This window comes from Zhongshania borealis (genome assembly GCF_039539625.1).
Classification (GTDB): Bacteria; Pseudomonadota; Gammaproteobacteria; order Pseudomonadales; family Spongiibacteraceae; genus Spongiibacter; species Spongiibacter borealis.
The window spans coordinates 239606-265019 of the sequence record NZ_BAABDM010000001.1 but is presented as its reverse complement, the minus strand read 5'-3'; the positions used below and the strand labels follow the sequence as shown (position 1 = coordinate 265019).

24 protein-coding genes are annotated in these 25414 nt (G+C 50.7%); 10 read left to right on the top strand and 14 right to left on the bottom strand.

The window, feature by feature from the left end:
* Window positions 1-18 precede the first annotated feature (18 nt).
* The 6 genes from ABD836_RS01250 to ABD836_RS01225 form a co-directional block, all read right to left on the bottom strand.
* A complete protein-coding gene (locus ABD836_RS01250; protein WP_344931894.1) occupies window positions 19-1065 on the bottom strand; it encodes an aminotransferase class I/II-fold pyridoxal phosphate-dependent enzyme in 1047 nt (348 codons plus the stop codon).
* Entirely contained in the window at window positions 1062-2000 is a 939-nt protein-coding gene (cbiB, locus tag ABD836_RS01245; RefSeq protein WP_344931893.1) for an adenosylcobinamide-phosphate synthase CbiB, read from the bottom strand. The genes ABD836_RS01250 and cbiB overlap by 4 nt, the downstream gene beginning before the upstream one ends.
* A 167-nt stretch (window positions 2001-2167) precedes the next feature.
* The gene (locus ABD836_RS01240) at window positions 2168-2923 is read right to left on the bottom strand and encodes an amidohydrolase family protein (RefSeq protein ID WP_344931891.1); all 756 of its coding nucleotides are present in this window, start codon (window positions 2921-2923) and stop codon (window positions 2168-2170) included.
* A gap of 199 nt (window positions 2924-3122) precedes the next feature.
* Window positions 3123-4310, bottom strand: coding sequence for a glycosyltransferase (locus ABD836_RS01235; protein ID WP_344931890.1), 1188 nt, complete (start codon window positions 4308-4310; stop codon window positions 3123-3125).
* 119 nt (window positions 4311-4429) lie between these two features.
* A complete protein-coding gene (locus ABD836_RS01230) occupies window positions 4430-4828 on the bottom strand; it encodes a TM2 domain-containing protein (RefSeq protein WP_344931889.1) in 399 nt (132 codons plus the stop codon).
* Between the two features lie 110 nt (window positions 4829-4938).
* Window positions 4939-5622, bottom strand: coding sequence for a class I SAM-dependent methyltransferase (locus ABD836_RS01225; RefSeq protein WP_344931888.1), 684 nt, complete (start codon window positions 5620-5622; stop codon window positions 4939-4941).
* Window positions 5623-5781: 159 nt separating this feature from the next.
* Here ABD836_RS01225 and rlmC point away from each other — a divergent pair, with 159 nt between their 5' ends.
* Both rlmC and ABD836_RS01215 read left to right on the top strand, forming a co-directional pair.
* Window positions 5782-6912, top strand: a complete 1131-nt coding sequence (gene rlmC, locus ABD836_RS01220) for a 23S rRNA (uracil(747)-C(5))-methyltransferase RlmC (protein ID WP_344931887.1) — start codon at window positions 5782-5784, stop codon at window positions 6910-6912.
* 42 nt (window positions 6913-6954) lie between these two features.
* Window positions 6955-7926 carry a 2Fe-2S iron-sulfur cluster-binding protein gene (locus ABD836_RS01215; protein WP_344931886.1) on the top strand — a complete coding sequence of 324 codons (972 nt, stop codon included), beginning with the start codon at window positions 6955-6957 and terminating at the stop codon, window positions 7924-7926.
* A 5-nt stretch (window positions 7927-7931) separates the two neighbouring features.
* On the opposite strand, the gene ABD836_RS01210 is transcribed toward ABD836_RS01215, so the two are convergent.
* From ABD836_RS01210 to ABD836_RS01195, 4 genes are all read right to left on the bottom strand, one after another.
* A complete protein-coding gene (locus ABD836_RS01210; RefSeq protein ID WP_344931885.1) occupies window positions 7932-8357 on the bottom strand; it encodes a gamma-glutamylcyclotransferase family protein in 426 nt (141 codons plus the stop codon).
* A 111-nt stretch (window positions 8358-8468) separates the two neighbouring features.
* On the bottom strand, window positions 8469-10631 hold the full coding sequence (locus ABD836_RS01205; RefSeq protein WP_344931884.1) for a 3-hydroxyacyl-CoA dehydrogenase NAD-binding domain-containing protein: 2163 nt from the start codon (window positions 10629-10631) through the stop codon (window positions 8469-8471).
* Between the two features lie 81 nt (window positions 10632-10712).
* Window positions 10713-11912, bottom strand: coding sequence for an acetyl-CoA C-acetyltransferase (locus tag ABD836_RS01200; protein ID WP_344931883.1), 1200 nt, complete (start codon window positions 11910-11912; stop codon window positions 10713-10715).
* 166 nt (window positions 11913-12078) lie between these two features.
* Window positions 12079-13134, bottom strand: a complete 1056-nt coding sequence (locus ABD836_RS01195; RefSeq protein WP_344931882.1) for an AraC family transcriptional regulator — start codon at window positions 13132-13134, stop codon at window positions 12079-12081.
* Between the two features lie 121 nt (window positions 13135-13255).
* Between ABD836_RS01195 and ABD836_RS01190 the strand changes: the two genes are divergently transcribed.
* Complete coding sequence (locus ABD836_RS01190) at window positions 13256-13885, top strand: hypothetical protein (RefSeq protein WP_344931881.1); 630 nt, start codon at window positions 13256-13258, stop codon at window positions 13883-13885.
* Between the two features lie 20 nt (window positions 13886-13905).
* Here ABD836_RS01190 and ABD836_RS01185 read toward each other — a convergent pair whose 3' ends face one another.
* The gene (locus tag ABD836_RS01185; RefSeq protein WP_344931880.1) at window positions 13906-15294 is read right to left on the bottom strand and encodes a sensor histidine kinase; all 1389 of its coding nucleotides are present in this window, start codon (window positions 15292-15294) and stop codon (window positions 13906-13908) included.
* A complete protein-coding gene (locus ABD836_RS01180; protein ID WP_344931879.1) occupies window positions 15281-15958 on the bottom strand; it encodes a winged helix-turn-helix domain-containing protein in 678 nt (225 codons plus the stop codon). The genes ABD836_RS01185 and ABD836_RS01180 overlap by 14 nt, the downstream gene beginning before the upstream one ends.
* 193 nt (window positions 15959-16151) lie before the next feature.
* Here ABD836_RS01180 and ABD836_RS01175 point away from each other — a divergent pair, with 193 nt between their 5' ends.
* Window positions 16152-16640, top strand: coding sequence for a hypothetical protein (locus ABD836_RS01175; protein WP_344931878.1), 489 nt, complete (start codon window positions 16152-16154; stop codon window positions 16638-16640).
* 60 nt (window positions 16641-16700) lie between these two features.
* Window positions 16701-17180, top strand: coding sequence for an RDD family protein (locus ABD836_RS01170; protein ID WP_344931877.1), 480 nt, complete (start codon window positions 16701-16703; stop codon window positions 17178-17180).
* A 13-nt stretch (window positions 17181-17193) separates the two neighbouring features.
* Here the strand turns inward: ABD836_RS01170 and lptG are convergent, their stop codons facing one another.
* Window positions 17194-18255 (bottom strand): LPS export ABC transporter permease LptG, encoded by a 1062-nt coding sequence (gene lptG / locus ABD836_RS01165; RefSeq protein WP_344931876.1) that lies wholly within the window; start codon window positions 18253-18255, stop codon window positions 17194-17196.
* Complete coding sequence (gene lptF, locus ABD836_RS01160) at window positions 18248-19360, bottom strand: LPS export ABC transporter permease LptF (RefSeq protein ID WP_344931875.1); 1113 nt, start codon at window positions 19358-19360, stop codon at window positions 18248-18250. Before lptF ends, lptG begins: the two co-directional genes overlap by 8 nt.
* Window positions 19361-19563: 203 nt before the next feature.
* On the opposite strand from lptF, the gene ABD836_RS01155 reads away from it, so the two are divergent.
* The 5 genes from ABD836_RS01155 (at window position 19564) to ABD836_RS01135 (ending at window position 25408) form a co-directional block, all read left to right on the top strand.
* Window positions 19564-21045, top strand: coding sequence for a leucyl aminopeptidase (locus ABD836_RS01155; RefSeq protein WP_344931874.1), 1482 nt, complete (start codon window positions 19564-19566; stop codon window positions 21043-21045).
* A 3-nt stretch (window positions 21046-21048) separates the two neighbouring features.
* Window positions 21049-21471, top strand: coding sequence for a DNA polymerase III subunit chi (locus tag ABD836_RS01150; RefSeq protein ID WP_344931873.1), 423 nt, complete (start codon window positions 21049-21051; stop codon window positions 21469-21471).
* A 7-nt stretch (window positions 21472-21478) separates the two neighbouring features.
* Complete coding sequence (locus ABD836_RS01145) at window positions 21479-21868, top strand: hypothetical protein (protein ID WP_344931872.1); 390 nt, start codon at window positions 21479-21481, stop codon at window positions 21866-21868.
* A gap of 154 nt (window positions 21869-22022) precedes the next feature.
* Window positions 22023-24890, top strand: a complete 2868-nt coding sequence (locus ABD836_RS01140) for a valine--tRNA ligase (protein ID WP_344931871.1) — start codon at window positions 22023-22025, stop codon at window positions 24888-24890.
* Window positions 24891-25198: 308 nt separating this feature from the next.
* Window positions 25199-25408, top strand: coding sequence for a cold-shock protein (locus ABD836_RS01135; RefSeq protein WP_344931870.1), 210 nt, complete (start codon window positions 25199-25201; stop codon window positions 25406-25408).
* Window positions 25409-25414: the final 6 nt, after the last annotated feature.

Below are 25414 nucleotides of genomic sequence, written 5' to 3'. Positions count from 1 at the left end.
CACCGATCCTGTTTCCAATTATGCGGCTAAATCAGCAAGGGAAATTGCGGCCAACCGCTCAGCGAGTATTGCCTGATCACTGGCCAAACCCCAGCGCATATACGCTGTATTCTCCCCACAGCGATACACCCGTACCGAAAGACCTTGGGCATAACAGCGCGCCTGTAAGCGCTCTGCGCTCGCCAATGGCAACACCATAGTAATAAAAAGTGGCGTAACAATGAGCTTTTGGAAGCAAAATTCGAAACGTTCCGTAAGCAACACCCCCTGGCGAGCAGCCGCGTTTTCCAGGCGAATTTTCGTTGCATTCTGCCACCGGCGATCCTGTAATGCTTGTCGCCCCAGCCATTGTGCGCTGCCACAAACCGCCCATGGACCTATCCGCTCGTCAAGCGTGGCCAAGACATTTGGCGAGGCAATAACAAAACCTAAACGTAAACCTGGTAGGCCAAAGAATTTGCCTATCGATCGCAGCAGCACAATACCCGGCTCGGCGGCCAATACGCTCAAATCACTTGTCGGCATGGCATCAGCAAACGCTTGATCAATCACCACGACACCATCGCTTGGTAGCAGTGAGCGCCAGTAACGAACATCAGCCTCGGTCACCACATCGCCGGTTGGGTTATTTGGACTAATAATGACTAAATATTGAATTTGCTCACGAAGGATACGCTTGGCAATGTACTCTCGGGAATAGTCACTGAAATGGTGTATATGGTGCCCCGCGCGGGACCAGCGATAACGGTGTTCTTCATAGGCGACGTCAGCCATCAATACCCGGCCCGGCGCAAAAATGGTGGGCAATAATTGAATTACTGGCTGACTTCCCGCCGTCGCCAAAATCACATCCTCCGCCACGCCGTAATAGGTTGCAGCGGCGCGTAACAAATCGGCACAGGGATAGGGAAGCCGCTGATAACACTCCGCTGGCGGCGGCGGCACCGGCCAAGCCCACGGGTTCACCCCCGTCGCCAAATCAATCATGGGCAAACCAGCGGCCACCGCCGACAAGGTCCGCGGGTCGCCACCGTGACGGGGCGGCTCAACACCTACGTCGCTCATGCAAAAAATCCCAGCAGGAGCGCAATCCCAAGCCAAACGGCAAGTTGATAGTTCACCAAATTAATACTCCGCGTTAAATCCCCAACCACCGGCGCTCGACCTGCACCCAGCGCTGGACGCTCTAATAACTCGCCATGATAACGTGCCGAACCGCCTAAACGGATCCTCAAGGCCCCGGCGCCACTCGCCATTACAGACCCCGCATTAATGCTTTTCCAGGACCAACCCTGCTTGAACCAACAGCGCCATGCTTCACCAGAAAACGCCAATAGACTGAACCCGAGCGCAGTCAGTTGAGCAGGCACAAAGTTGCAAACATCATCGCAGCGCGCCGCCCACCAGCCAAAATAGCGGTAGCGCGAATTTCGATAACCCCACATCGCATCCAAAGTATTTGCTAAACGCTGCAATACCACGCCACTGGGTCCAGCTAAGGCATACCAAAATAGCGACGCAAATACCGCGTCGCTGCTATTTTCGAGCGTTGTTTCTAATCCCGCAGTTAATACTTGTTCCGCGTCTAGGTCGCGGGTATCACGACTGACCAAATAGCTAATCCTCAGGCGCGCCTTCTCCAAATCGCCCATCTTCAGCGCTTCCGCAACAGGGCGAATATGTTCACATAAGCTCTGCCAACCCACTGCCCAATACAACACCACAATATGCCAGAGCACGCTAAGTACTAGCGAATATTGCTTAATCGCATAATCAACAAGGTATACCGCGATAACCGGGGGTAAAACAATGACCAGCCAGCACGCCAGACCGGCTATGCGTAGCACAAAGGCGCTACCCTGCCGATTAAATCGCGCGTCGATGCCAGATGCGACCCTGCCAAAACCAACTAAGGGATGCCATCGTTGAGGCTCGCCGAACACGCGATCCAAGGCAAGGGCCAGGAACCATACGAAGCTAATCAGTAAAAATGGCGTCAAGAGCAATCTCGGCAAGTCAAAAACAGGGCAAAATTCAGTGCCGCCCTAGAATAAAACAGGCAACTCCATCGTGGTGTACAGAACAAGCAGCAAAAAGACAGTCATAAACCAACTGGCGGGGCACTTTAATAAATGCAGTGACAAGGGTCAATTAGTCTAGGGAGGATCTAAACACCAAGGCGATAGAAAGCGGCGGCATTATCCCAAAGCACTTTCTTGGTTGCCGAGTCGCCCAAGGCATTGCCAATAATTTCTATATCCACCGGATTAAAAGCACGCGGCGACCGAGTAGAGGGAAGGTCGGTGCCAAACATCAAGGCATCAGGATTAATTTCAAACAAGCGGCGAATGGCCTGACTAACGGCAAAATCGACCCGGCCAAAACCGGTCGCCTTAACCCGCGCGCCGCTCTCCGCTAGCTGATACAAAACTGGCAAGCCTTCTTTAGACAAGCCCAAGTGATCAATGCTGACCGCTGGCAACCGGCAAAGCTCACTACTGAGATCCGCCAATGATTTGCAGTCAGCGTAGATTTCAATATGCCAACCTAACAGATCATAAATACGGTGAGCGAATTGAATAAGGTTTTCAGATGATTCCGATACGCCCCGGCGAAGGTTAAAACGAGCAGCGCGCACGCCTTGATTGGCAAGCAGTAACAGGTCTTCGTCGCTAATATTACAGGGAACCTGAGTTACCCCAACAAACGTCGGGCCCAGGGCAGCCAATGCTGTAATTAGATAGCTTTGATCATAAGACTGAAAAGAGGCCGACACAACGGCGCCACCACCTACGCCAAGACTTGCTGTTTGGCCAACATAATCATCGACGGTAAATGCATCGGGTAAAAAACCATCATTACTGACGAGCGGAAACGCGGGGTCAATAATGTGCAGATGGGCATCAAAAATCATGTGCTGCATACCGCTCTCACCTCCGCCAGCCATAAATTTTGCCTGCGTAATGTCTATTTATTATTGTTAACGTTGGCCGACGTACACCAATCCTCCCAACATTCGCAGATTTACAGGCTAAATGCAATCGCAGGGCCGCCCGCTATGACACACAGCACCTGTAGACACATAAACGTTCCTGCTAAGTGCACCGCCGCCCCGTTGACGCTTATTCGCCCTTAGGCAGCCTATTTTTAGCCGCTATCCACTGCGACATATACTGATGACTCTTGACTGTGTGATGCCGAAGCATCAAACCATTGAAATGTTTAAGGCGGTGAGCGGTCACATCCTTCGCGAGCGCAGCCACGCATTGAATAAAACCAGGGATGTAATCACTTGCCTGAAAGCGCTGTAACAAGAGCGCCGCACCGCGCTGCTGCATCACCGCCCAGCCTTCAGCATCTTGATATAAGGCCACCGTTGCGGCTGCAAAATCAGCGGAAAACTCAGGGGATTCAGCAACAATATGTCCGCTCCATGGCATCTCACCACACATACCCTCGGCACCAATTTCCGTTGTCACCGAGGGTGTACCGCATTCCATCGCGGCTAATAATTTGCCCTTTTGGCCCGCACCAAAACGCAGCGGCGCCAAACTTAAGCGCGCTTGACCAACGACTGCATCGGCGTCGCTTGCCCAACCTTTTACTAAAAAACCCAATTTGTCGCTATGCAATTGCAAGGCCTTAGGTGGCGGGTATGCGCCATAAACATGGCACTCAACCTTCGGCAACATATGACGAATCAGGGGCCATAATTCGCTACGTAAATACTGTACCGCATCCCAGTTTGGCGCGTGACGAAAATTACCCACTACGACACAGTGCTCGCGACTTTCAAAGTCGCGCCAAGCACGCGTATGATCAGCGCTAAAATCCGTTAACAGAGGCAAATAATACAAGAGATCACCAGGAACACCGTAGGTATCCTGCAGTAACGCCATTTCAAATTCTGAAATTACCAGGGTGAGATCGCAGCGCCAAATCGCCGCTATTTCACGTAATGCCATTTCACCATAGAGATCTTGTAGGCTCAATTTCCGCCCTTGTTTGAGTGCCTGATGACGAGCATGGCGCAAGCAATGCAGATCCTCACTATCGAGAATACGCACCGCTGCTGGATAACTCCGCTCAACCCGCCAACCGAACTGCTCTTCAGTTAAAAATCGGTCAAAAACCACCACATCGGGACGTAGCTCAGCGACAAAAGTATCGAAGCTATCGCAGTTCAGTACAATTCCCTGCACATGAACACCAGTCGCGGCTAAATCGACACTGTGCTCGCCCTTAGCCGCGGCACTCACAAAATAGATCTCGCCGCCACTGGCTTGCAGGGCAGTAAGCAAGGACAACATCCGCCTGCCCGCAGCGGATGAATTCGGCTCCGGCCAGACACAACCAATAATTAGAACGCGCAATAGCATAAACTCGAAGGGATTTTACTTACAGAGACCTTGCTTGACGTGCAATAAATTCAGCGGCCAAACAGATTGGCATTTTTCTCACTAATTTGCTGATTCAAAGTCCAATAGTCGTAGATGATCCCCAATAAAAAAACACCACCTGTCAATAAATACAAAATACCAGTTAGCCATTTACCCATATAAAAGCGATGCAGGCCAAAAATACCTAAAAACGTCAGTAGCACCCAAGCCAAGGTATAATTGGTCGTGCCGCTTTGGTAGTTCTGATCTGCGTCACGATCCATTCCGGGAATTAAAAATAAATCGACAATCCAGCCTACAAAGAACAAGCCGAGGGTAAAGAAGTATATTGTCGCGCTGACTGGCCGACCAAAGTAAAAACGATGCGCGCCCATAAAGCCGAAAATCCATAAAACATAGCCAACTGCTTTACTGTGGGTATTGTTCATTGCGTAACAACTCCGCGTAAAAATTGCCCTTGAGTGTAGTTGATTCAACCCAGTAGCTAAACCCTTAAACGAAAATTTGAACGTCCGCAGCGCATGAGTTCAAGTACATGTTAAGCCGCAACTTTTTTCTCCGGCCTGAGAACAAAAATGATCGATGCTGGTTCGCCCGTTTGCGGGTTAAGGGGCTCAATAAGCTCCGCCAGCTTAAAGCCACTCGCGGTAAATAGCGCAAACCAACTACTCAAGGTTCGAAAATACCACGGTGCCGGGTCACAAAAGTCATCGCTAAAGCCTGCCCAGCTTCCCTCACGCCAGCCATCGTAATAGGACTGATCACTATACGCCGGATGCAGAGTTTGGATAATGCATTTACCATCAATGCTCAATACACTCGGAATAGCCGCTAAAACATCCTCAACCACCTGGTGGCCAAGCAGTGCAAAATTGCATACGACGCAGTCAACGTGCTTCTGCCACGCGCCGACAGCGAAGTCTTCATAAGACATAAGCGAAAATTTGCCGCCGCCGTCCTTGGCGCAACGAATAAGCCCGGCGATTCCATCGACGCCCTCCGCCATCACGCCCAACTCTGTTAAGGATCGCACCAGCCAGCCTTCGCCACAACCGAGATCCAACACCGTTTTGGGCGCCTGCGCGACAATGGCGTTGACGATGGCCGCATCGGTAACCGCTACCCGGCTACTTATTTTCGATTGGCGAACGGCACGCGTCCAGGCATCTACATTTTTCTGCCATGACGTTAAAATAGTGGCGTCTTTGCCTTGGTCTTCCATGCCTAGCCCCTATAATCCTTATCTACACATTGAAAGTATCATCTGCGTAAAAAAACCTTACCAGCGATGTTTTACCCGCATTTAAAATTGCCCTAATTAGATTCTGGTGGCAAGCTTAGCGCCTCGATACAGGCACTATTATTATTTTTGAGTTCAGCGATGCACTGTTCCTTTTATGAAAATAATCAATGCCGTTCTTGCGCTTGGTTAGATCAAAGTTATCCAGAGCAATTAAGCCGCAAAGAAGCCCACCTCAATGCCTTATTAGCGGAATTTTCGCCGCCGCCGTTGCTCACCACCGCACATTCGGAAACCACCGGATTTCGCGACAAAGCTAAAATGGTCGCACTCGGCAGTGCCGAAAGTCCCAAGCTGGGTATTATCAATCATCGTGGCCAGGCCATTAGCCTCTGCAACTGCCCGCTTTACTCAAAAGATATGCAAAAGCTGCTTGGTGAGCTAGAAAGCTGGCTAGGCCAACTCCGCATTGCGCCCTATCAGCTTAAAAATCGCCAGGGTGAACTCAAATTTGTGCTACTTAATCGAAACAGCGAAAACCAATACATGCTGCGTTTAGTTTTACGCAGCACCGCAGCCATCGCCACAATACAGGCCGCGCTACCGCAGCTATTAAGTCAACACCCTAATATTCTTTCGGTATCTGTCAACATTCAATCGGTCCCCATGGCGATTATTGAGGGGCCAGACGAGTACATTTTGAGTGGCGATAGTTGGCTATGCCACCGCCTAAACAGCATAAACCTTTACCAACGTCCCAAGGGATTCTTCCAAACCAATTTAGACATGGCAGCCAAGTTATACGCTACTGCGAATCAGTGGACAGCGGCGCTAGAGATCGATACCTATTGGGATCTATTTTGCGGCTCCGGCGGCTTCGGTTTGCACTGTTTAACGCCAACACGCCAGCTCGTGGGTATTGAAATAGAGGCGGAAGCCATCGCTTGTGCGCAGCGCAGCGCCGATGAGTTAGGTCTCGGCGAGCAAGTGCATTTTCAAGCATTAGACTCCACCGCCTTTGCTACCGCAAATGAACTCCTTGCGCCGCAACTTATTATCAGCAACCCCCCTCGCCGCGGCTTGGGTGAAGCACTTTGCGGACAGATCAATCAGATCGCACCTAATTACCTGCTCTATTCCAGCTGTAACGCCAATTCCTTAGCCGCCGACCTCCGCGCGCTCGACGGCTATCTCATTGACCAGGTACAACTATTTGATATGTTTCCCCATACCGCTCACTATGAGGTTTTGGTATTACTCAGCCAAGGTTGAGCGCGCCAACATCCGCCAACAACCTGGATTTACAGATTCGATATGCGCACCATCACCTTTAACGGGCAAAGGTTTTCAGTACTCGACGACGAGAACGTCTTGGATACGCTGCTAAGAAACAATATCGCCATTGCCCACGGTTGCCGCGCCGGTGCCTGCCAAGCCTGTATGCTAATGGCGAAAGCTGATCAAATTCCCGACGATTGTCAGCACGGCCTAAGTAAAGTGCGTATTCAACAGGGCTATTTTTTGAGCTGCTGCTGTGAACCCGAGCAAGATATGGACATTCAGCTTCCAGATTTGAAAGCTGAAAAACACCTAGCGACGGTCACTGAAAAACGTCTATTAAGCGCACGAACATTAAGCCTGCGCTTACAATGCCGCCTTCGCTGGCGGGCAGGGCAATATATCACCCTATGGCTGAATGACAGCGCCCGCTGCTATTCCATTGCCAGTGTCGCCAGCATCGACGACTTTATAGAGCTACATATTCAGGTTTATCCCGACGGGGCCGTCAGCCCGAGTCTCGCGAACAATATAAACGTGGGCGACGCCCTAGCAATACAGGGGCCCTTTGGTGAATGTGTCTACGACAACAAACAAAACCAGCAAAATTTATTGCTCATTGCCTCCGGCACCGGTCTCGCGCCGCTACTCGGTGTCGCCCGCGACGCCCTTAGCCAAAATCACCAGCACCCTATTCATTTACTGTTCCGCAGCAAACAAGCCAGTGATTTTTATGCTGTAGATGCACTTCGAAAGCTAAAGGATCAATATCCGCAATTTAGTTTTTCATTGAACAGCGATGAACCTGCACCCGACACGAAGGATTCATCCACCGATACTTGGCAACTTCATTTGCGTACGCACTTTGCTGAGCTGCGCGGGAGTCGCGTGTATATTTGTGGCAGCGATGAGTTTGTACGCCAAGCACGTAAACAATGTTTTATGCAGGGCGCGACAGCAAGAGATATTATTTGCGAGGCATTCATCAATTTTAGCCCCGAGCGCTAAAGCGATTATGTTTGATTTGGTATCTTTTGAAAACCGAGGTAAGCACGGGTAAATTGCGATTTTCCAACAGCTAAAAAATGTTCGAAACTCCACGGCCAATCCGCCAACAAATGGCGATACTCTGGTCTAAAAACATAGGTTTGTGCATTACCATTGCTCTCATTGCCGAATGTTATAACAACGTTTTGGCGCCGGTAATATTCTCCCTCAAACACATCAAGACGCCGCAATCCCTGTTCGGAAATGTCACGGTAAAGCACGCCATGGCACTCCGCGCCGGCGTCCTCAATAAGGCCTGGGTAGTTCTCATCCAATACCGCATAGCGTCGAAAAGCAACTAACCGTGCTGGCTCGGATCGAGAGTCATGCCCGCAGACCGCGCTCATGATATCCGCACACATCAAACTGCCGTAAGTAAAAACATCTGCCATGACCGACCCGATTTTCGCCAGCGATATTGCTGACGAAAATCTTAAACGATCAACGCCCCATAAAGCCAATAGCAATTCATGCTTACGGGGCGTAGCGTTCTGGGTCAGCGCCTACCGAAAAAGCTCAAGTCGCTCAGCGCGATCGATCAATAGCTTAGGAGCAGCAAAATCGCTGCCGTATTTAGCCTCTAATTCAGCGGCCCGCGCAACAAATTCACGCAGTCCATAGGCATTGATTCCCTGAAAAACACCACCAGTCTGTGCCGGGAAGCCAATACCCATTATTGAGCCAATATTACCATCACCAACGTTTTCGACAACGCCTTCTTCCATTGCTCTCACTGCTTCTAAGCACTGACTGAAGGTCAAACGATCTTTAATATCTTGATAGGGAATATCTTGATAGCCATCAGCCGCAAAAGCGTCTTTCAAACCTGGCCACAGATGCTTCTGCCCACCGGCGGGATAGGCATAATAGCCACCGCCGTGGACTTTACCGCAGCGTTCAAACTCATTGACCATTCGATCCAATACCCGCGAGGCAGCATTATCTTGCCAAACTTTACCCTGGGCTTCTGCATCCCCTTTGGCCTGTTGGCCATTTTTATAGGCAGTCGCTTGGCTTATTTCATCAATTGCCGCCAATGGTCCAACCGGTGAACCATTGTCACGCGCTGCAGACTCAATCAGCACTGGATTAACACCCTCTTCCAGCATAATTGCCCCTTGGGTGATGGTTTTAGCAATTACCCGGGTTGTAAAAAAGCCCGGTGCATCATTAACAACTATTGGTGTTTTACTCAGCTGTTGCGCCAAGTCAAAGGCTTTGGCAAGGGTTTCATCAGAGGTTTGCTTGCCGCGAATAATTTCGACCAGGGGCATTCTCTCTGCCGGCGAGAAGAAATGCATACCGATGAAATTTTGTGGCCGAACACTGGCTTCGGCTAGTTCACTGATAGGCAAGGCAGAAGTGTTAGAAGCGTAAACGCTAGCGGCCGAGATAACCGCTTCAGTAGCGGTAGTAACCGCCGCCTTCACTTTGCGATCTTCAAATACCGCTTCGATCACCATGTCGCAGTCGCTCAAATCTGCATAGTCGGCACTGGCCTGAATAAGTGCCATGCACTCAGCCATTTTTGATTCTGTTATTTTGCCCTTAGCGACTCCCTTAGTGTAAAAGGCTTGAGCATAGGCCCGACCGCGATCTGCATTTTCTTGGCTGATATCTTTAAGGACAACACTAATCCCTTTTTGCGCAGCCACTGTTGCAATACCCGCGCCCATTTGCCCAGCACCGAGAATACCGAGCTTTTTACAGACAAAGCGTTCAGCAACATCGGGCCGACTCGCGCCTTTATTTAAGGCCTCCATCTGCACAAAAAAGGCAGTCATCATGTTGCGCGCTGTTTGATCCAGCAGCAAACTTAAAAAATAGCGGCCTTCAATTTTTTGTGCAGTGTCAAAATCCACTCTGGCACAATCTACCACGCAGGCAAAAATCGCATTCTGCGCGGGCATTAGATTCTTAGTTTGCACCATGACATTGGCGGGGCCAAAGAAGGTTAAACCCTGGTTGGCGGCCTCGTCTGGACCGCCACCGGGAATCTGATATCCGTCTTGATCCCAAGGTTGCGTTGCGCCCGCATTGGTTTTGATCCAGGCTTTCGCCTTTGCGTGCATATCCGCTTCGTCATTCGCCAATTCATGCAGCAAAGTTTTTTCTAACGCTTGATCCGCCTTTAGGCGTTTGCCCTGACTAATAAGGCCAATGGCCTCTTGCATGCCGAGCAGGTAGGTCATGCGCACTACGCCACCCGCACCCGGCATCAAACCGATCATGGCTTCAGGCAAACCAACTTGCACGCCCTTAATTGCCACACGGTAATGACATGCGAGCGCTATTTCAAAACCGCCACCCAATGCTGGACCATTAAGGCCGACCGCAACCGGGACACCGAGTGTTTCCAGAATACGCAATGGGGCTTTCGTTGCCATTAGCCCTTCATACATCTCGGTTTTCTTGGCTTCGCTGGGGTTTAAATCCATGTCCAGCATTTCATTAATATCGCCGCCAGCAAAAAACTGACCGGGCTTGGCGCTGCGAACATAAATACCGCTAACACCACCCTCTGAAACCATGCCCTGTAACTGCGTCACCGCCTCGCGCATTGCCTCGTCGTACTCCCGCCCCATGGTATTAACTGACTTACCGGGCTGGTCAAAAATGAGTTCAACAATGCCGTCATTGTCTTTTTCCAAGCGTATATATGCCATTACCTTAATCTCTTTCATTTAAAAGCGCTGGCACCGGAACTTCGATGCCAGCAACTTGAATATCCAAATAGTCAGCGCGCCTTACACTCGCTCGATGATCGTCGCGATACCAATACCGCCACCGGCGCATAAACTCACCAGACCGCGTTTAAGATTACGACGCTCAAGCTCATCCAATAAGGTGCCAAGAATCATTGCACCGGTCGCACCAATCGGATGCCCCATGGCGATAGCACCGCCGTTTACATTGATTTTCTCGTTGGGGATACCCAGCACTTGCTGGTAACGCAGCACCACCGAGGCAAAGGCTTCGTTTAACTCGAATAGGTCGATATCGTCGACACTAAGACCGGCTTTTTGCAGGGCTTTCTGGGTCGCTGGCGCGGGGCCGGCCAACATAATTGTCGGCTCTGTGCCCACCAAGGCACAACTTACAATACGGGCACGGGGTGTGAGGTTTTGTTCCTTGCCGGCGCGTTCACTGCCCACCAATACCAAGCCAGCGCCGTCGACGATGCCCGATGAATTACCCGGGGTGTGCACACACTCAATATTCTCAAGCTCCGGGTATTTAAGGCGCGCCACACCACCATGACCATAGTCATTAAACATTTGGAAAGCCGGCTTTAATTTAGCTAAACCGGCCATCGAGGTATCGCCGCGAATAAACTCATCGTGATCAAGAATGGTAACGCCGTTGAAATCCTTCACCGGGATAATCGACTTAAAATAGCCCTGCGCGCGAGCATGAGCAGCGCGCTGCTGCGACATAACAGCGTAGCGGTCGAGATCTTCGCGACTAAAGCCATCCATGGTCGCAATCATATCCGCCCCTAAACCTTGGGATATAAAGTAGCTTTTCATTGCCACCCAAGGGTCACCAGTAGCGCCGCCACTGGCACCGATGCCAAGCCGGGACATCGATTCAACGCCACCGGCCGCCACCAGGTCCTCATAACCAGCAGCGACCTTGGCGGCAGCCATATTGACCGCATCCAATCCACCAGCACAAAAGCGATGCAATTGCGCGCCGGTAGTGGCGTCGTCCCAACTTGAATACACTAATGCGGCCTTGGCAATATTTTGGCCCTGCTCTTTCACGGGCTCACCGCAGGCCAAGATCAAATCTTCGACCTTACTGGTATCGAGATCATGACGCGCTTTAAGCGACTCAAGCAAATTAGTAATTAGATCAATGGGCTTGACCTCATAGAGGGAACCGCCGCGCTTACCTTTACCGCGGGGAGTACGAATCGCATCATAAATAAATGCTTCTGCCATGGCTTATCCTACCGAACTTAGGGTGAATTCACTGTGGCACCACTGTGCTCACGGTCGCCACAATGGACTGCAGCGCCACTTAGAGACAATGACAATTTCGGTCAACACACTGACAGAAATTTAAAAAAGTTTTTTATATCAGCAACTTAGAAATTTATAGCGCTAGCTAACTATGGCTTTCGCGCTCGTTTACGCGGTATTCACCGGGCGTGATACCCGTCCATTTTTTAAAACAGCGGTGAAAGGCAGACGGGTCCGTAAAACCCATTAATGCTGCAACAGCATTAATGGATAACTCGGAATTACCCAAGTAAGCCATCGCGGCATCGCGACGACACTCATCTTTCAATTGTTGAAAGGTGGTGCCCTCTTTTTTCAGTCGCCGCCGCAGAGTTGGCGCCGACATATTCAGTGCCGCTGTAATACGCTCAAAACTCGGAAAGCCCTGAGAAAAATCATGGCCGATCATCGCTCGCACGCGAGCAACCAAACTGCCGTCATCGCGACCACCACTCATTACCATAAGCGGGTATGGTGCAGCCCGCAAAAAATCTTTCAAGGTCCGTTCATTGTGTACTAAGGGGTAGCTCATATAACGCGTATCAAAAACAAATTCGTCGCGCAGTTGGCCATAGTATACCGGGCAAGCAAACAACTGCTGATACTTAGCAACTCGGCCTTTTCCTACCGGCGCTTGTCCCGCAAAACGAACTTCCTTTAGCTCAATATTGCTACCAACCAACCAGCAAAAAAATCGGTGCCAAATTGATAAACCATAGAGATCGGAAGCATCAACTTGTTGACCAGAAAAGCCCTTTTTAACACTGCCATAACCGACGATCGCACTATCTTTACGGGTATCAAGGTATATTTGGGCATCGGCGTCATAAAAAGTACGAAAGAACTCACAGGCCCGTTTGATCGCTTTACCCAAGTTTTCGCAGCCGATGATGCAATAGCACATCATACGAAAAGCGCCGGGCGTCAAATTTTTACCAAACATCAAACCAAATGCTTCGTCTTGCAACAGGCTCATTACTTGCTGATACAGCTTGGTGTACTGCATTGCGGAAATCGTCGTCTGGTATCCCGGTGACCGCTTGTTCAGCGGATTAAAGCCAATACCGGCATTGCTAAGTACATTGTTATATTCATAGCCTCGCTCTGCCGCCAAATTTAATAGCGAGCACGCAAATCGCGTTGGTACAGCCTCAAGATCCATTCTTTAATGCCCTTACCACGCATACCAAAAAAAACCGCATAAGCCTTAACACCCCAGTATAATCTCTGCTAAGTTAAATAAAACGGTCTTACTACCGGCCAATGTTTAGGTAACCCGACATATGACTGCACCGCTTTTCGATCTCTACCTCACCGGTGAACTTGCACCAGGCCAACCTCGCGACCTTGCTCTACAGCAACTCGCTGCACTATTTAAGCGCCCGGTAGACCAAGTTGAGAAGCTTCTCAGTGGCAAAGCCAACCGCATTCGTAAAGATCTCGATTTAAGCCAAGTTCAGCGCTACCAGCAGGTGTTTGTGAAAATGGGGGTTATCGCCATTAGCAAACCCAGTACAGCCCCAGTTCCGACGCCAGCGGCCAGCCCAAGCGAAGTCGCCGCGACTGGGCAAAGTTTGAATTTAAGCCCTACCGGCACGCCCGTTCTACGCGACGATGAGCGCCAAATAGTAAATGCCTCTGCGCCCGACACCGACCACCTCAGTCTTGCCCAAAGCGGCGAGAATCTTGGCAATCAAAACGACATGCCACCGCTGCCAACTCCCAACACTGAACATATTAGCCTTGGTTCCGCCGGCGACAATCTAATCGAGAGCAAGCCGCCAGAGCCTGAGGTCGACATTGAAGCGCTAACCGCCGATCTTAGCCTCTGCGAAGCCGGTACACCGGTACTCACGCCAAAAACTGAAACCAATCACCCAGTCCCAGACACCAGCCACCTAAAATTAAAGTAGCCGATCGATTCCTCGCGGATCTAACTAAGAACTTCAGTCCGCGGAAAGCGCAATACAATTCTCAGTCCGGGCTTATTATCTTTTAAATCTATATACCCATCGTGAAGTTTAACCACCGCTTGCACCAAGCTCAGCCCTAAGCCATTACCTGGATGGCGGCTACGGCTGTGTTCAACACGGAAAAAGCGTTGAAATACTTTTTCACGATCTTCTTCTGGTATACCAATACCGCTATCAGCAACTTCGATGCGCAGCACATTTTTCTCAACCGCCAAATTTACCTGAACCTTGCCGCCTTCAGGGGTGTATTTAATGGCGTTATCCACCAAATTTGCCACCGCCTGAAAGAGTAAATTGCGATCGCCGTGAAAGCTGCCGACCTTGGCCAAACCGGTATGAAAAATCTGGTTTTTTTCCGCCGATAACGGCTCGTATAATTCGATAACGTCCGACACCAATGTGCATAGATCGACGCTGGCGAAACCGGACCGTCGATTCCCCGACTCCACCTGAGCAATTCGCAACAAGGCACTGAAGGTGCCCAGGAGACCATCCGCCTCTTCAATGAGTGCTTCGACTTCGTCCCTATTATTCGGGTCTGCGCAATTCTCATGTAAATTACTCAGCTTATTGCGCAAGCGGGTTAATGGCGTCCGCAAGTCATGGGCAATATTGTCTGAAACCTGCCTTACTCCGGTCATTAGGGCCTCGATTCGATCGAGCATTTGATTGACGTTTTCTGAGAGGCGTAAAAAATCGCCGGTGCTGCTGTGAATATCAATTCGCTCAGTAAGGTCGCCGGTCATGATCCTGCGCAGCGTAATATTAATACGGTCTATTCTTTGTAAACTCAGCGCAGCAACTATGGTACCCCCGATGGTACCTAACAGTATGGTCGCGACCATACTCCGTGTTAAGGCACCCGCGACCAGTTTGGTACTGTTAAGCACATCGGCATAGTGTCTTGCGACCAAGACATGTTCACCGCCAGGCAGCTGCTTGGAGCGCGCGATAAACTCTGTACCAACAGAGTCCGCATCGTCCAACATCGACTCAAAATTAAAGCCCAGCCAGCCATCACGATATTCCTCGCTGTCAGGCCACTCTTCTAGGTTGCCGGCAATTTTATTGAGGTGCTCGTCGCCCACAAAATAGAAAAACCGAATCAGCCGATCTGGACCGCTGTGCACTTTCACAAAATCGGCGACGGCCGACTCACCGCCCTCTTGATAGGCTTCGCTTAACGACCCCAATTCTTCAGTAACTGAGTGATGCACCTCAGCAAAGAAGTCATAAGCAATAAAGGCATAGATCAGCGCTAATACCATAAAAACGGCTAAACTCAGCCAAGCCACATAGCTGACCAAAAACCGAAAGGTAAAACTGGTGAATATTTTACTGAGAATCATCCAACATATATCCAGCACCGCGCACGGTATTCAGCAGAGGCTTGTCAAAACCCTTATCAATTTTCTGACGTAGGCGGCTGATATGCACATCTATAACATTGGTTTGTGGATCAAAGTGGTAGTCCCAAACATTTTCTAACAGCATGGTACGTGTTACCACTTGACCGGCGTGACGCATTAAATACTCAAGTAATTTGTATTCGCGTGGTTGCAGGTTAAAAGGCTGACCAGAGCGCGAAACTTTATGCGCCAGTAAATCCATTTCTAAATCGGCGACTTTAAGACGTGTCACAGCCGAACCCGCTTCTTGGCGGCGCAGCATGACCTCGATACGCGCTAATAACTCCGCAAAAGCAAAGGGTTTGACCAAGTAGTCATCGCCACCCGCCTTAAGCCCCTTAACGCGATCGTCAACCTCCCCCAGTGCACTCAAAATCAGCGCTGGGGTACTGTCATTGGCTGCGCGCAAAGTCTGGATAATGGTCAGTCCGTCAACGTGCGGCAACATACGATCGACAATAAGCGCATCGTATTGCTCAGTCGTCGCCTGAACAAGCCCGGTCTTACCATCAGCGGCGTGTTCAACTTGATAGCCACTTTCTCGCAGACCTTTAACTATATACTCAGCCACACTAGCATCATCTTCTATCAATAAGACCCGCATTTAGCTTATTTCCCTTCCGATTTTATTATTTACCGATATTTATTGCCGCCAATCGCAGCTGAGCTTCGGACACCGCCTAGTCCTATTGCGACAACTCCCCAGCACGCATGGTAGATCTACTTATTCACCCCAAACGCAGAGCTAAGTAGACTTAATTGAACAGCTACAGAGCTAGCAATGGAGCCTAACAGCAATGAATAATATAAAAAATGCCTGTCAGCAGATTAAATCGCCCTTAGCGTACTTCTATCGCCTTGTTTTACTTACCTTAAGCATTGTTTCTGGTAACTGCCTAGCCCAAGAATGGGGTGTGCAGACACCGAATGATATAACACTTCCCCACGATCAGAAACTTGGCTACCAACCCACCCTAAGTTTTTGTATTGAACGCGATACCGAGACCGGTAACTACCAAGCGTTCAACGCCAATCAAGCCCGGTTTAACCAAGTATGGATGGACCAAAATAATGCTAAGCAAGGCAGCGATGCTGTCCACGCGCTGATCAAGATGGGTATAAAACGCTTATACAAATCATTCTACGCCCGTAGCAGCGGCGCCAAGCGCTATCTTCCTAACGAAGAAGGTAGTATCGCCGTACCCAAGTTCAGTAAATACGAAACCGATTACAGGCTGCACTTACGCAGTGATTCCGTGGCCCTCGGCGTCGCCATGGCCTTTTAAGCAGGCAAGCCACTTTCGCTCTGCTACAATACGGCGGTTTCTCACTTGGACCGCCACTGAATGACTACTGACCTCCCTGCCCCAGGCGTATTTCGCCGCCTCGCCGCGATTGTCTATGACTGTTTCTTGTTATTCGCCATCTTATTTGTGGCTAGCTTGATCCCAGCACTCCTGCTAAGCCCGGAAATAATGAGTAATGACGCCGCCAATAATAGCGTGGTACACGAACTAAACTCCCCACTTCAAGGTAGTTTATATCGGTTTTACCTAGTGAGTTTAATCTTTATATTCTACGGCTGGTTCTGGCGTAAAAGTGGCCAAACCTTGGGCATGCAAGCCTGGCGCATCAAACTCGAAAGTAGCAGTGGTGATCAACCCAGCTGGTCGCAATGCCTGATTCGGCTCGTGGTTGCAATACCTTCACTAGGCTTGGCAGGACTCGGGTATTGGTGGATTTGGCTAGACCGAGACGGCCTTGCATGGCATGACCGTGCATCAAACACGCGCCTGCGCTCAATTCCTAAAGCCGCGAAAAAATAATAGCCTGGCGGCCCTATGTTCGCCGGGTAAGCATATAAATGCCCGCCATAAAGCACAGGGCTATCGGCAGCACGCTGGCATAGATCGGGTCAAATCCATACACCATACTTGAAGGGCCGAGAATATCCTGGGTAGTACGAAAGACAATCCCAACCATAACACCAACAAAGACCCGAAAGCCCATGGTAACATTGCGCAAAGGCCCAAAAATAAAGGATATTGCAACCAACACCATACCCATGATTGTTAGCGGCTGAAGTAATTTATTCCAAAACGCCAGTTCGTAATCACCCGCATTTAAGCCCTGCTTTTTTAAGTAACTTGCATAACGCCACAAGCCCGTAATAGATAAATCCTGAGGGTCTAGCACCAAGATATTGAGTAGATCCGGCGATAAACCCGAGTCCCAATCTAGCTGACTAAAATGCTGTTTCTTGGCGCCTTTATCATTCAAATCGACAACGTTGGCATCTTCCAAGGTCCAGTGACCATCAATAAAATAGGCGCGCTCAGCAAAAGTATTTTGCTCAAGCCGCCGATTTTCATCGAAGCGGAAAATACTCACCCCAAACAACACCCCGTTAGGTTGCACTGCATTAAAATGCATAAATTGCTTACCTTCACGATGCCACATACCGTGCCGCGAATGGATACTGGCGGTTTTTTGTAGGGCCACCGCTCGCTGACTTTCAGCGATTTGTTGTGATACCGGTGCAACAAATTCGGCCACACACAAACCCACTAAGGTCAACAAAACAGTTGGTTTAAGTACCGCTGCGACCAGTTGCCAAGTAGACACTCCGGCCGCACGCATAACGACTAATTCACTGCTGCTGGCCAAAGACCCCAAACCCGAGAGGCAGCCAACAAGTGCTGCAAACGGCAAATAGTCGTAAAAACTGCCCGGCGAGGTCATGGCCACGTATTTCAAGACGGAGAAAAAAGTGTAATCACCACGAATTTCCTTGAGCCCGTCGACCAATTCAGAAAGGAGATCCAAGCCAACGATCACCAGCAAGACCAAAAAAATAGCCCCAGCAACGGTGCGGCCAATATAACGATTGAGTTTACCCACGCCGACGCCTCCAGCTAAGCACCCAATGGCGGTGCATACTGTCACGGTATAGCAATAACAGGCCCAAAACTAAGAACACCCCGTGAACCGCCCACATACCAGGAAATACCGGCCACTGGCCTTTGGCAATGGCATCACGCACCGCATTGAGACAAACCAAATACACCATATAAATCATAAACGCGGGAAACATTTTACCGAAGCGACCGCGGCGGTGGTCAGTTTTACTCAATGACACGGCAATCAGCGCTGCAATGGGCACCAACAAGCCTAGTGACACTCGCCATTGCACTGCAGCAATATCCTCTAATGCCGGACTACCCCAGAGCTCAGAAGTGTCTTTGCCATCCAGCTCCTGCCGATACGTCTTTTCTTCGGGGTCGCGCAATAACTGATCAAGGCGGTTAAAACTGGTAACCTGGTAGTCCATATCACCAGACTGACCAACATAGCGAACCCCGCTATCGAGTACTAAATAACGCATTGCGGTGCGTTCATCAACTTGGAAACGCCCCTGCTCGGCGGTCACAATCGACATTAACGGCCGACCATCCGCCTGCACCGGCTCGGGCTGCGCGATAAACACCCCGGTCATTGTCTGGTTGTCGCGATTGGCTTTTTCAATATACGTCACCCGACCAGAGGCTTTATCTAGACGAAAGCGCCCCTCTACGGCGGCTTTAACACCGATCTCTGACTTGCTATCGGCCAGCAAATCAACATAGGCCTGAATGCCCGATGGCGTCAAAATCAAACTAATATAAGCGACTATACCGGCGGTAAATGTCGCGGGAATCATGGTATAGATCAATAAACGGCGGCGGCTCATACCGCAGGCACTCATCACCGTCATTTCACTGTCAACGTATAGACGACCATATGACAGCAAAATGCCAATAAACAGGCCAAGAGGAAGCACAACTTCCAAAAAGTTTGGCAAGCGATAAAGCATGACTAACAAGAGAACATCTGGCGCAAAGTCGCCCGACGCCACTTGGCCGAGGTACTTAACAAAACGCCCGCTCATGATAATAACCAGCAAGGTAAGCGTTACCGCAAACACTGTCTTCAGCATCTCGCTGGCAAGGTATCTAAATAAAATCAAACAGCCATTTCTCCACCGCCCAGCTCGTCATCAATTGCACAAAGCGCGTCGTGTCTTTACGTCTAAGTATTTCACGCGCAGATGATACCCTTTACACTAAGCCCAGAACACTGCATTTACGCCGCGCTGTTGCCAATCCGCGCGGTCAGTCCATAATAATGGCTGCATTATCATCAATCCGCCCACTGTCTGCGAGAGTATCCATGCAAATTAGCCTTAAGCCTTGTAAAGATGTTACCACCGTTAATACCGATTGCCTGATTCTTATCACGGATGCCGCACTTAGCTCCGAGCTCGCAAAAGCCGTGGACTCGGCGAGCGGTGGCGTCCTCAGCCAAATGATTAAGCGCGGTGATTTTAAGGCTAAGTTAGCTGAAACTTTATACTTACCAAGCCTCAGTGGCCTTAAAGCCCGGCGCCTACTAGTTGTCGGCCAAGGCGACAAGGACAAACTCAGCGACAGTGACTTCGACAAAATCATTCAAGCCAGCTTTGCCGCGCCAGCGGCCGCAGATTGCAAAGACACTAGCTACCTCCTCGACAATATTAGCGTCAGCGATCGCAAACCAAACTGGCAGCATCAACGCATTGCCCAATTATTAGTTAGCTCAAGCTATCGTTATACCGCCACCGTCAGCAAGCCCAAGCCTGCGCTATCGGTTCGCCGTGTCACCCTTCAAGGCGGAAACACCGAGAGTAACCGCCAGGCGATCCAAGTCGGCAGCAGTATTGGCAAGGGCATAAACACCGCCTGCGAACTAGGCGACCTTCCAGGAAACATCTGCACGCCCACGTACATCGCCAGTGAAGCCCGCAGCCTCGGCCGCAAGTTTGAATCGGTCACCGTAAGCGTGCTCGATGAGAAAAAAATGAAGCAACTCGGCATGGGCGCCCTGCTGTCTGTTAGCGCGGGCAGCGACCAGCCCGCATGCCTGATTGTTATTGAATACAAGGGGGGCAAAAAAAGCGCACAGCCACATGTGCTGGTTGGCAAAGGCGTCACCTTCGACACCGGTGGTATTAGCTTAAAGCCCGGCGCCAAAATGGATGAAATGAAATACGATATGTGCGGTGCCGCGAGCGTGGTTGGCACCATGAACGCTATCGCTGAAATGGATTTAAAGCTCAATGTGGTCGGCATCGTCGCTGCAGCTGAAAATATGCCAAGCGGTGGCGCCACCAAACCCGGTGACGTAGTGACCAGTATGTCAGGCCAAACCATTGAAATACTCAATACCGACGCGGAAGGCCGTTTAGTACTGTGCGATGCACTCAGTTACGCCGAACGTTTCAAACCAGCCTCGGTTATCGACATAGCCACCTTAACCGGCGCCTGCGTCGTTGCGTTGGGCAAACACGCTTCCGGCCTGTACAGCAACGAGGACAGCTTCGCACAGGAACTACTCGAACAGGGCCGCCTCGCCCAAGACCGCGCCTGGCATATGCCATTGTGGGATGAGTACCAAAACCAGCTCGACAGCAATTTTGCTGACATCGCCAATATCGGTGGCCCCGAAGCCGGTAGCGTAACCGCCGCCTGCTTTTTATCGCGCTTTACCAAAGCTTACCGCTGGGCACACTTAGACATCGCCGGCGCAGCGTGGATCGGTGGCGCCAACAAAGGTGCAACAGGCCGTCCGGTGAGTTTGCTTTGCCACTATTTGATGAGCAAGGTCGACGCTTAAAACATGACTAAGATAGACTTTTACATCCTTAAATTGGACACCGTCACGGCGGCAATGCACTACGCCTGCCGCTTGGCGGAGAAAGCCTATCGAAGCGGTCACGACGTCTATCTGCACTGCGATGACAGCGATACCGCAGACGCGGTTAATACACTGTTATGGAATTTACGCGACGAAAGCTTTATTCCGCACAGCTGCCATCCCGGTGACAATAATCCGGTGTTAGTCGGCTGCGGCGAATACGCCGGCGAGCATTGCGATGTGTTAATTAACACCGCTCGCGAAATGCCGACTTTCTTTAGTCGCTTTCAGCGCCTCGCCGAGATTGTTAGCCACGAAGAGAGCAGCTTACAAGCGTCTCGGCAACGCTATAGCTACTACAAAAATCGCGGCTACCCTCTCAACTCTCACACGATTAACAGCTGACAAGACTATGGAAAAAAACAAACCCCTACTTGGGGAACTCGAGGCCTTGCAAGCAGTACTGCTCGATACCAATGGCATTGACCCCGCGTCAATACCTTTATTAGAAGACATCATTGAACCAGCACCTCGCTCGGATTACGCCTCACTAGAAAATGATGAACTGCGCTTTAGCGATGCCGGCATAGCGTTTCAGGGCGCACCGCAGCCCCCTGCGACAGCAGAAGCCTATCGACAGCCCACGCGCGCAGATGACGGCGACTACGCACGTGAATTATTAATTCAAGACGTCATTGATTCCATGATGCCCAACATCGAAGCCGAATTACGCAAACGCCTGCTCAGCCTAGACGCATCACTACTCGAACGCTGGTACGAGCAAGCACACCGCAACGACTAAAAGCCCGCTATATAAATCCCCTAGAGCTTTAGCCAGCGCGGTTAAAAATCAGTATACTTGCTCCCTTTTTAATCGCCGCATCCTTATTTAGCCCGTGTTATAAACCGTGGCTCAGGCGGCGTCATTTATCGCTACCACAGATTAACGAGACACCATGGACAAGACATTTCAGCCGGCCGACATCGAAACCAAGTGGTACCAAAACTGGGAAGCAAAAGGCTATTTTTCACCCCAGGGCAAAGGGGACGCATACAGCATCATGATTCCGCCGCCGAATGTCACCGGCAGTCTGCACATGGGTCACGCCTTCCAAGACTCCATCATGGATGCCCTCACCCGCTACCACCGTATGCAGGGTAAAAACACACTTTGGCAGGTGGGTACCGACCACGCAGGTATTGCCACGCAAATGTTGGTCGAGCGTAAGCTCGCCGCCGAAACCGGTCAAACTCGCCACGATCTTGGCCGCGACGCCTTTTTAGACAAGGTTTGGGAGTGGAAAGAGGAGTCTGGCGGCACCATCACCCGCCAGCTGCGCCGCCTTGGCGCTTCGGTAGACTGGAACCACGAACGCTTCACGATGGACGACGGTTTTTACAAAGCTGTACAAGAAGTCTTTGTTCGCCTCTATGACGACAAGCTCATTTATCGCGGCAAGCGTCTTGTTAATTGGGACCCAAAGCTGCACACCGCCATCTCTGACCTTGAAGTCGAAAACACTGACGAAAAAGGCTTTATGTGGCACTTCCGTTACCCACTTGCCGACGGCGCCACCACCAGCGATGGCAAGACCTATTTAGTCGTTGCGACAACGCGCCCCGAAACCATGCTTGGCGATACCGCCGTTGCGGTAAATCCCAAAGACGAGCGTTATGCTTCGCTGATCGGTAAATTCATCACCCTGCCACTGGTCGGTCGTCTCATCCCCATTGTCGCCGACGATTACGTAGACCGGGAATTCGGCACGGGTTGCGTGAAAATAACCCCAGCCCATGATTTTAATGACTACGCCGTTGGCCAGCGCCATAAACTGCCGATGATCAACATCCTCGACCAAAACGCAGCCGTTCGCACAGAAGCCGAGATATTTAATAGCGACAGCTCAGAAAATACCGACATTGATAAAACCCTGCCCGCCAGCTACGTCGGTTTAGACCGCTACGCGGCGCGCAAAATTATTGTTGCAGATTTAGACAGCGCCGGCCTGCTGGAAAAAGTCGACGATCACGGCCTCAAAGTACCGCGCGGCGACCGTTCAGGCCTCGTTATTGAGCCCATGCTCACCGATCAGTGGTTTGTTGCCACGGCAGCCCTCGCCAAGCCAGCGATAGAAGCCGTAGAAGACGGCCGCATCGAATTTGTACCCAAGCAATACGAAAACATGTATTTCAGCTGGATGCGCGACATTCAGGACTGGTGTATCTCTCGGCAGCTGTGGTGGGGACACCGTATTCCCGCTTGGTACGACACGGAGGGTAATATTTATGTTGCCCGCAACGAAGCTGAGGCAAGAGAGAAATACCAACTGGCCGACAGCATTAAGCTCAAACAAGATGACGACGTACTGGATACGTGGTTCAGCTCCGCACTCTGGACCTTCGGCACCCTAGGCTGGCCGGAACAGACTGAGCGCCTAAAAACTTTCCATCCCACAGATGTTCTGGTTACCGGCTTCGACATTATTTTCTTCTGGGTGGCGCGCATGATCATGATGACCATGCACTTTAATAAAGACGAAAATGGCGAGGCACAAGTCCCCTTCAAAACCGTTTACGTCACCGGCCTGATCCGCGATGAGCAGGGTCAGAAAATGTCCAAATCTAAGGGCAATGTCTTAGACCCACTGGACATGATCGACGGTATTGAGCTGGACGCGCTACTCGACAAGCGCTGCGGCAATATGATGCAACCGCAGCTGGCCGAGAAAATCGCCAAGGCCACGCGCAACACATTCCCTGAGGGCATTGGTGCTCACGGCACCGACGCTCTACGCTTTACGCTGTTTTCGCTGGCATCAACGGGCCGCGATATCAACTGGGATATGAAACGCCTCGAAGGCTACCGCAACTTCTGCAATAAAATTTGGAACGCCGCCCGCTACGTGTTGATGAACACCGAAGAGCAAGATTGCGGTGTCAATGGCGAAGCTGTTGAACTGAGCTTGGCAGACCGCTGGATCATCTCGCGCTTGCAACAAACAGAGCAAACCGTCGCCGAGGCCATGAGCGCCTACCGTCTTGACCACGCCTCCCAAGCGATTTACGAATTCATTTGGAACGAGTACTGCGATTGGTACCTAGAACTCTCTAAACCCGTATTGTGGGACGACAATGCCAGCGTTGAAGCCAAGCGTGGCACGCGCCGCACATTAATTCGGGTCTTAGAAGCCACCTTGCGTATGGCCCACCCCTTCATGCCCTTTATTACCGAAGAAATTTGGCAGCGAGTCGCACCAATTGCCGGGGCAAGCCAGGCAAACAGCGACGATACGATTATGCTGCAGGCATACCCTATCGCCGCATTAGACAAAGTCGACAATGACGCAATAGCTGACGCCGAGTGGTTAAAAAGTGTCATTCTCGCCATCCGTAATATTCGTGGTGAAATGAACGTACCACCGGGTAAAGCACTCAGTTTGATATTGAAAAACGGCGGCGATGAAGACTTGCGTCGCCTCAACGGCAACCGCCAAGCACTGGCCAAACTCGCTAAACTAGACGACATCCAATGGCTAACTGCCAGTGACGAAGCCCCCATGTCAGCCACCCAATTAGTTGGCGGCATGGAAGTTTTGGTCCCGATGTCGGGCTTAATCGACAAAGTCGCAGAAATTGCTCGCCTTGAGAAAGAAGTACAAAAGCTCGACAAAGATATTCAGCGGATTCAAGGCAAACTAGGCAATGCTGGGTTCTTGGCCAAAGCGCCTGCCGACGTTGTGACCAAGGAGCAAGAGAAGCTCGCTGCCCAACAAGCTGCGCAGCAAACCCTATCGGAGCAAATAAAGAGCATCCAAGCGCTCTAGAAAGCTCGCAAAACCAGGTATAGCCCTACCGTTACTGCGCAAACCGTAGACAAATACGCTGAAGCAGTTATAGTAGGGCCTAACACTGGCCCGATACCCCGCCGTATAGTGATGCTTGCACGTATTTACCAAGCGCAGCCCTTAGTCGCGCGCCTCCGATTTAGCAGTAGCTGCAACGCCCCCGCTTTCCCTAAGCTTTCAATAAATCCCAGATCTATATGTGCCAGGAATCGGCAACGCCGCGATCCTTTACCGCAATTTTTGAAATTACTTATCCCCTGCCACAAACAATACAGCGAGGTACAACGATGAGTGAACGCGTCTCTGGCACTGTTAAATGGTTTAACAACGCCAAAGGGTTTGGTTTTATCAGCCACACAGAAGGTAGTGATGTGTTTGTGCATTTTCGGTCGATTCGCGGCGAAGGTTACCGCACTTTAGACGAGGGCCAAGCTGTGGAGTTTAATTTAATCAGTGGCCCAAAAGGCTTGCAGGCTGAAGACGTTATTAAAGTCTGAAACAGC

What these genes read in the sequence shown, in the direction of transcription:
- ABD836_RS01250 (WP_344931894.1), bottom strand. Translation starts at nt 1,065, where the DNA reads ATGAGCGACGTAGGTGTTGAGCCGCCCCGTCACGGTGGCGACCCGCGG.
- ABD836_RS01240 (WP_344931891.1), bottom strand. Translation starts at nt 2,923, where the DNA reads ATGCAGCACATGATTTTTGATGCCCATCTGCACATTATTGACCCCGCG.
- ABD836_RS01235 (WP_344931890.1), bottom strand. Translation starts at nt 4,310, where the DNA reads ATGTTGTCCTTGCTTACTGCCCTGCAAGCCAGTGGCGGCGAGATCTAT.
- ABD836_RS01230 (WP_344931889.1), bottom strand. Translation starts at nt 4,828, where the DNA reads ATGAACAATACCCACAGTAAAGCAGTTGGCTATGTTTTATGGATTTTC.
- ABD836_RS01225 (WP_344931888.1), bottom strand. Translation starts at nt 5,622, where the DNA reads ATGGAAGACCAAGGCAAAGACGCCACTATTTTAACGTCATGGCAGAAA.
- rlmC (WP_344931887.1), top strand. Translation starts at nt 5,782, where the DNA reads ATGCACTGTTCCTTTTATGAAAATAATCAATGCCGTTCTTGCGCTTGG.
- ABD836_RS01215 (WP_344931886.1), top strand. Translation starts at nt 6,955, where the DNA reads ATGCGCACCATCACCTTTAACGGGCAAAGGTTTTCAGTACTCGACGAC.
- ABD836_RS01210 (WP_344931885.1), bottom strand. Translation starts at nt 8,357, where the DNA reads ATGGCAGATGTTTTTACTTACGGCAGTTTGATGTGTGCGGATATCATG.
- ABD836_RS01205 (WP_344931884.1), bottom strand. Translation starts at nt 10,631, where the DNA reads ATGGCATATATACGCTTGGAAAAAGACAATGACGGCATTGTTGAACTC.
- ABD836_RS01200 (WP_344931883.1), bottom strand. Translation starts at nt 11,912, where the DNA reads ATGGCAGAAGCATTTATTTATGATGCGATTCGTACTCCCCGCGGTAAA.
- ABD836_RS01195 (WP_344931882.1), bottom strand. Translation starts at nt 13,134, where the DNA reads ATGGATCTTGAGGCTGTACCAACGCGATTTGCGTGCTCGCTATTAAAT.
- ABD836_RS01190 (WP_344931881.1), top strand. Translation starts at nt 13,256, where the DNA reads ATGACTGCACCGCTTTTCGATCTCTACCTCACCGGTGAACTTGCACCA.
- ABD836_RS01185 (WP_344931880.1), bottom strand. Translation starts at nt 15,294, where the DNA reads ATGATTCTCAGTAAAATATTCACCAGTTTTACCTTTCGGTTTTTGGTC.
- ABD836_RS01180 (WP_344931879.1), bottom strand. Translation starts at nt 15,958, where the DNA reads ATGCGGGTCTTATTGATAGAAGATGATGCTAGTGTGGCTGAGTATATA.
- ABD836_RS01175 (WP_344931878.1), top strand. Translation starts at nt 16,152, where the DNA reads ATGAATAATATAAAAAATGCCTGTCAGCAGATTAAATCGCCCTTAGCG.
- ABD836_RS01170 (WP_344931877.1), top strand. Translation starts at nt 16,701, where the DNA reads ATGACTACTGACCTCCCTGCCCCAGGCGTATTTCGCCGCCTCGCCGCG.
- ABD836_RS01155 (WP_344931874.1), top strand. Translation starts at nt 19,564, where the DNA reads ATGCAAATTAGCCTTAAGCCTTGTAAAGATGTTACCACCGTTAATACC.
- ABD836_RS01150 (WP_344931873.1), top strand. Translation starts at nt 21,049, where the DNA reads ATGACTAAGATAGACTTTTACATCCTTAAATTGGACACCGTCACGGCG.
- ABD836_RS01145 (WP_344931872.1), top strand. Translation starts at nt 21,479, where the DNA reads ATGGAAAAAAACAAACCCCTACTTGGGGAACTCGAGGCCTTGCAAGCA.
- ABD836_RS01140 (WP_344931871.1), top strand. Translation starts at nt 22,023, where the DNA reads ATGGACAAGACATTTCAGCCGGCCGACATCGAAACCAAGTGGTACCAA.
- ABD836_RS01135 (WP_344931870.1), top strand. Translation starts at nt 25,199, where the DNA reads ATGAGTGAACGCGTCTCTGGCACTGTTAAATGGTTTAACAACGCCAAA.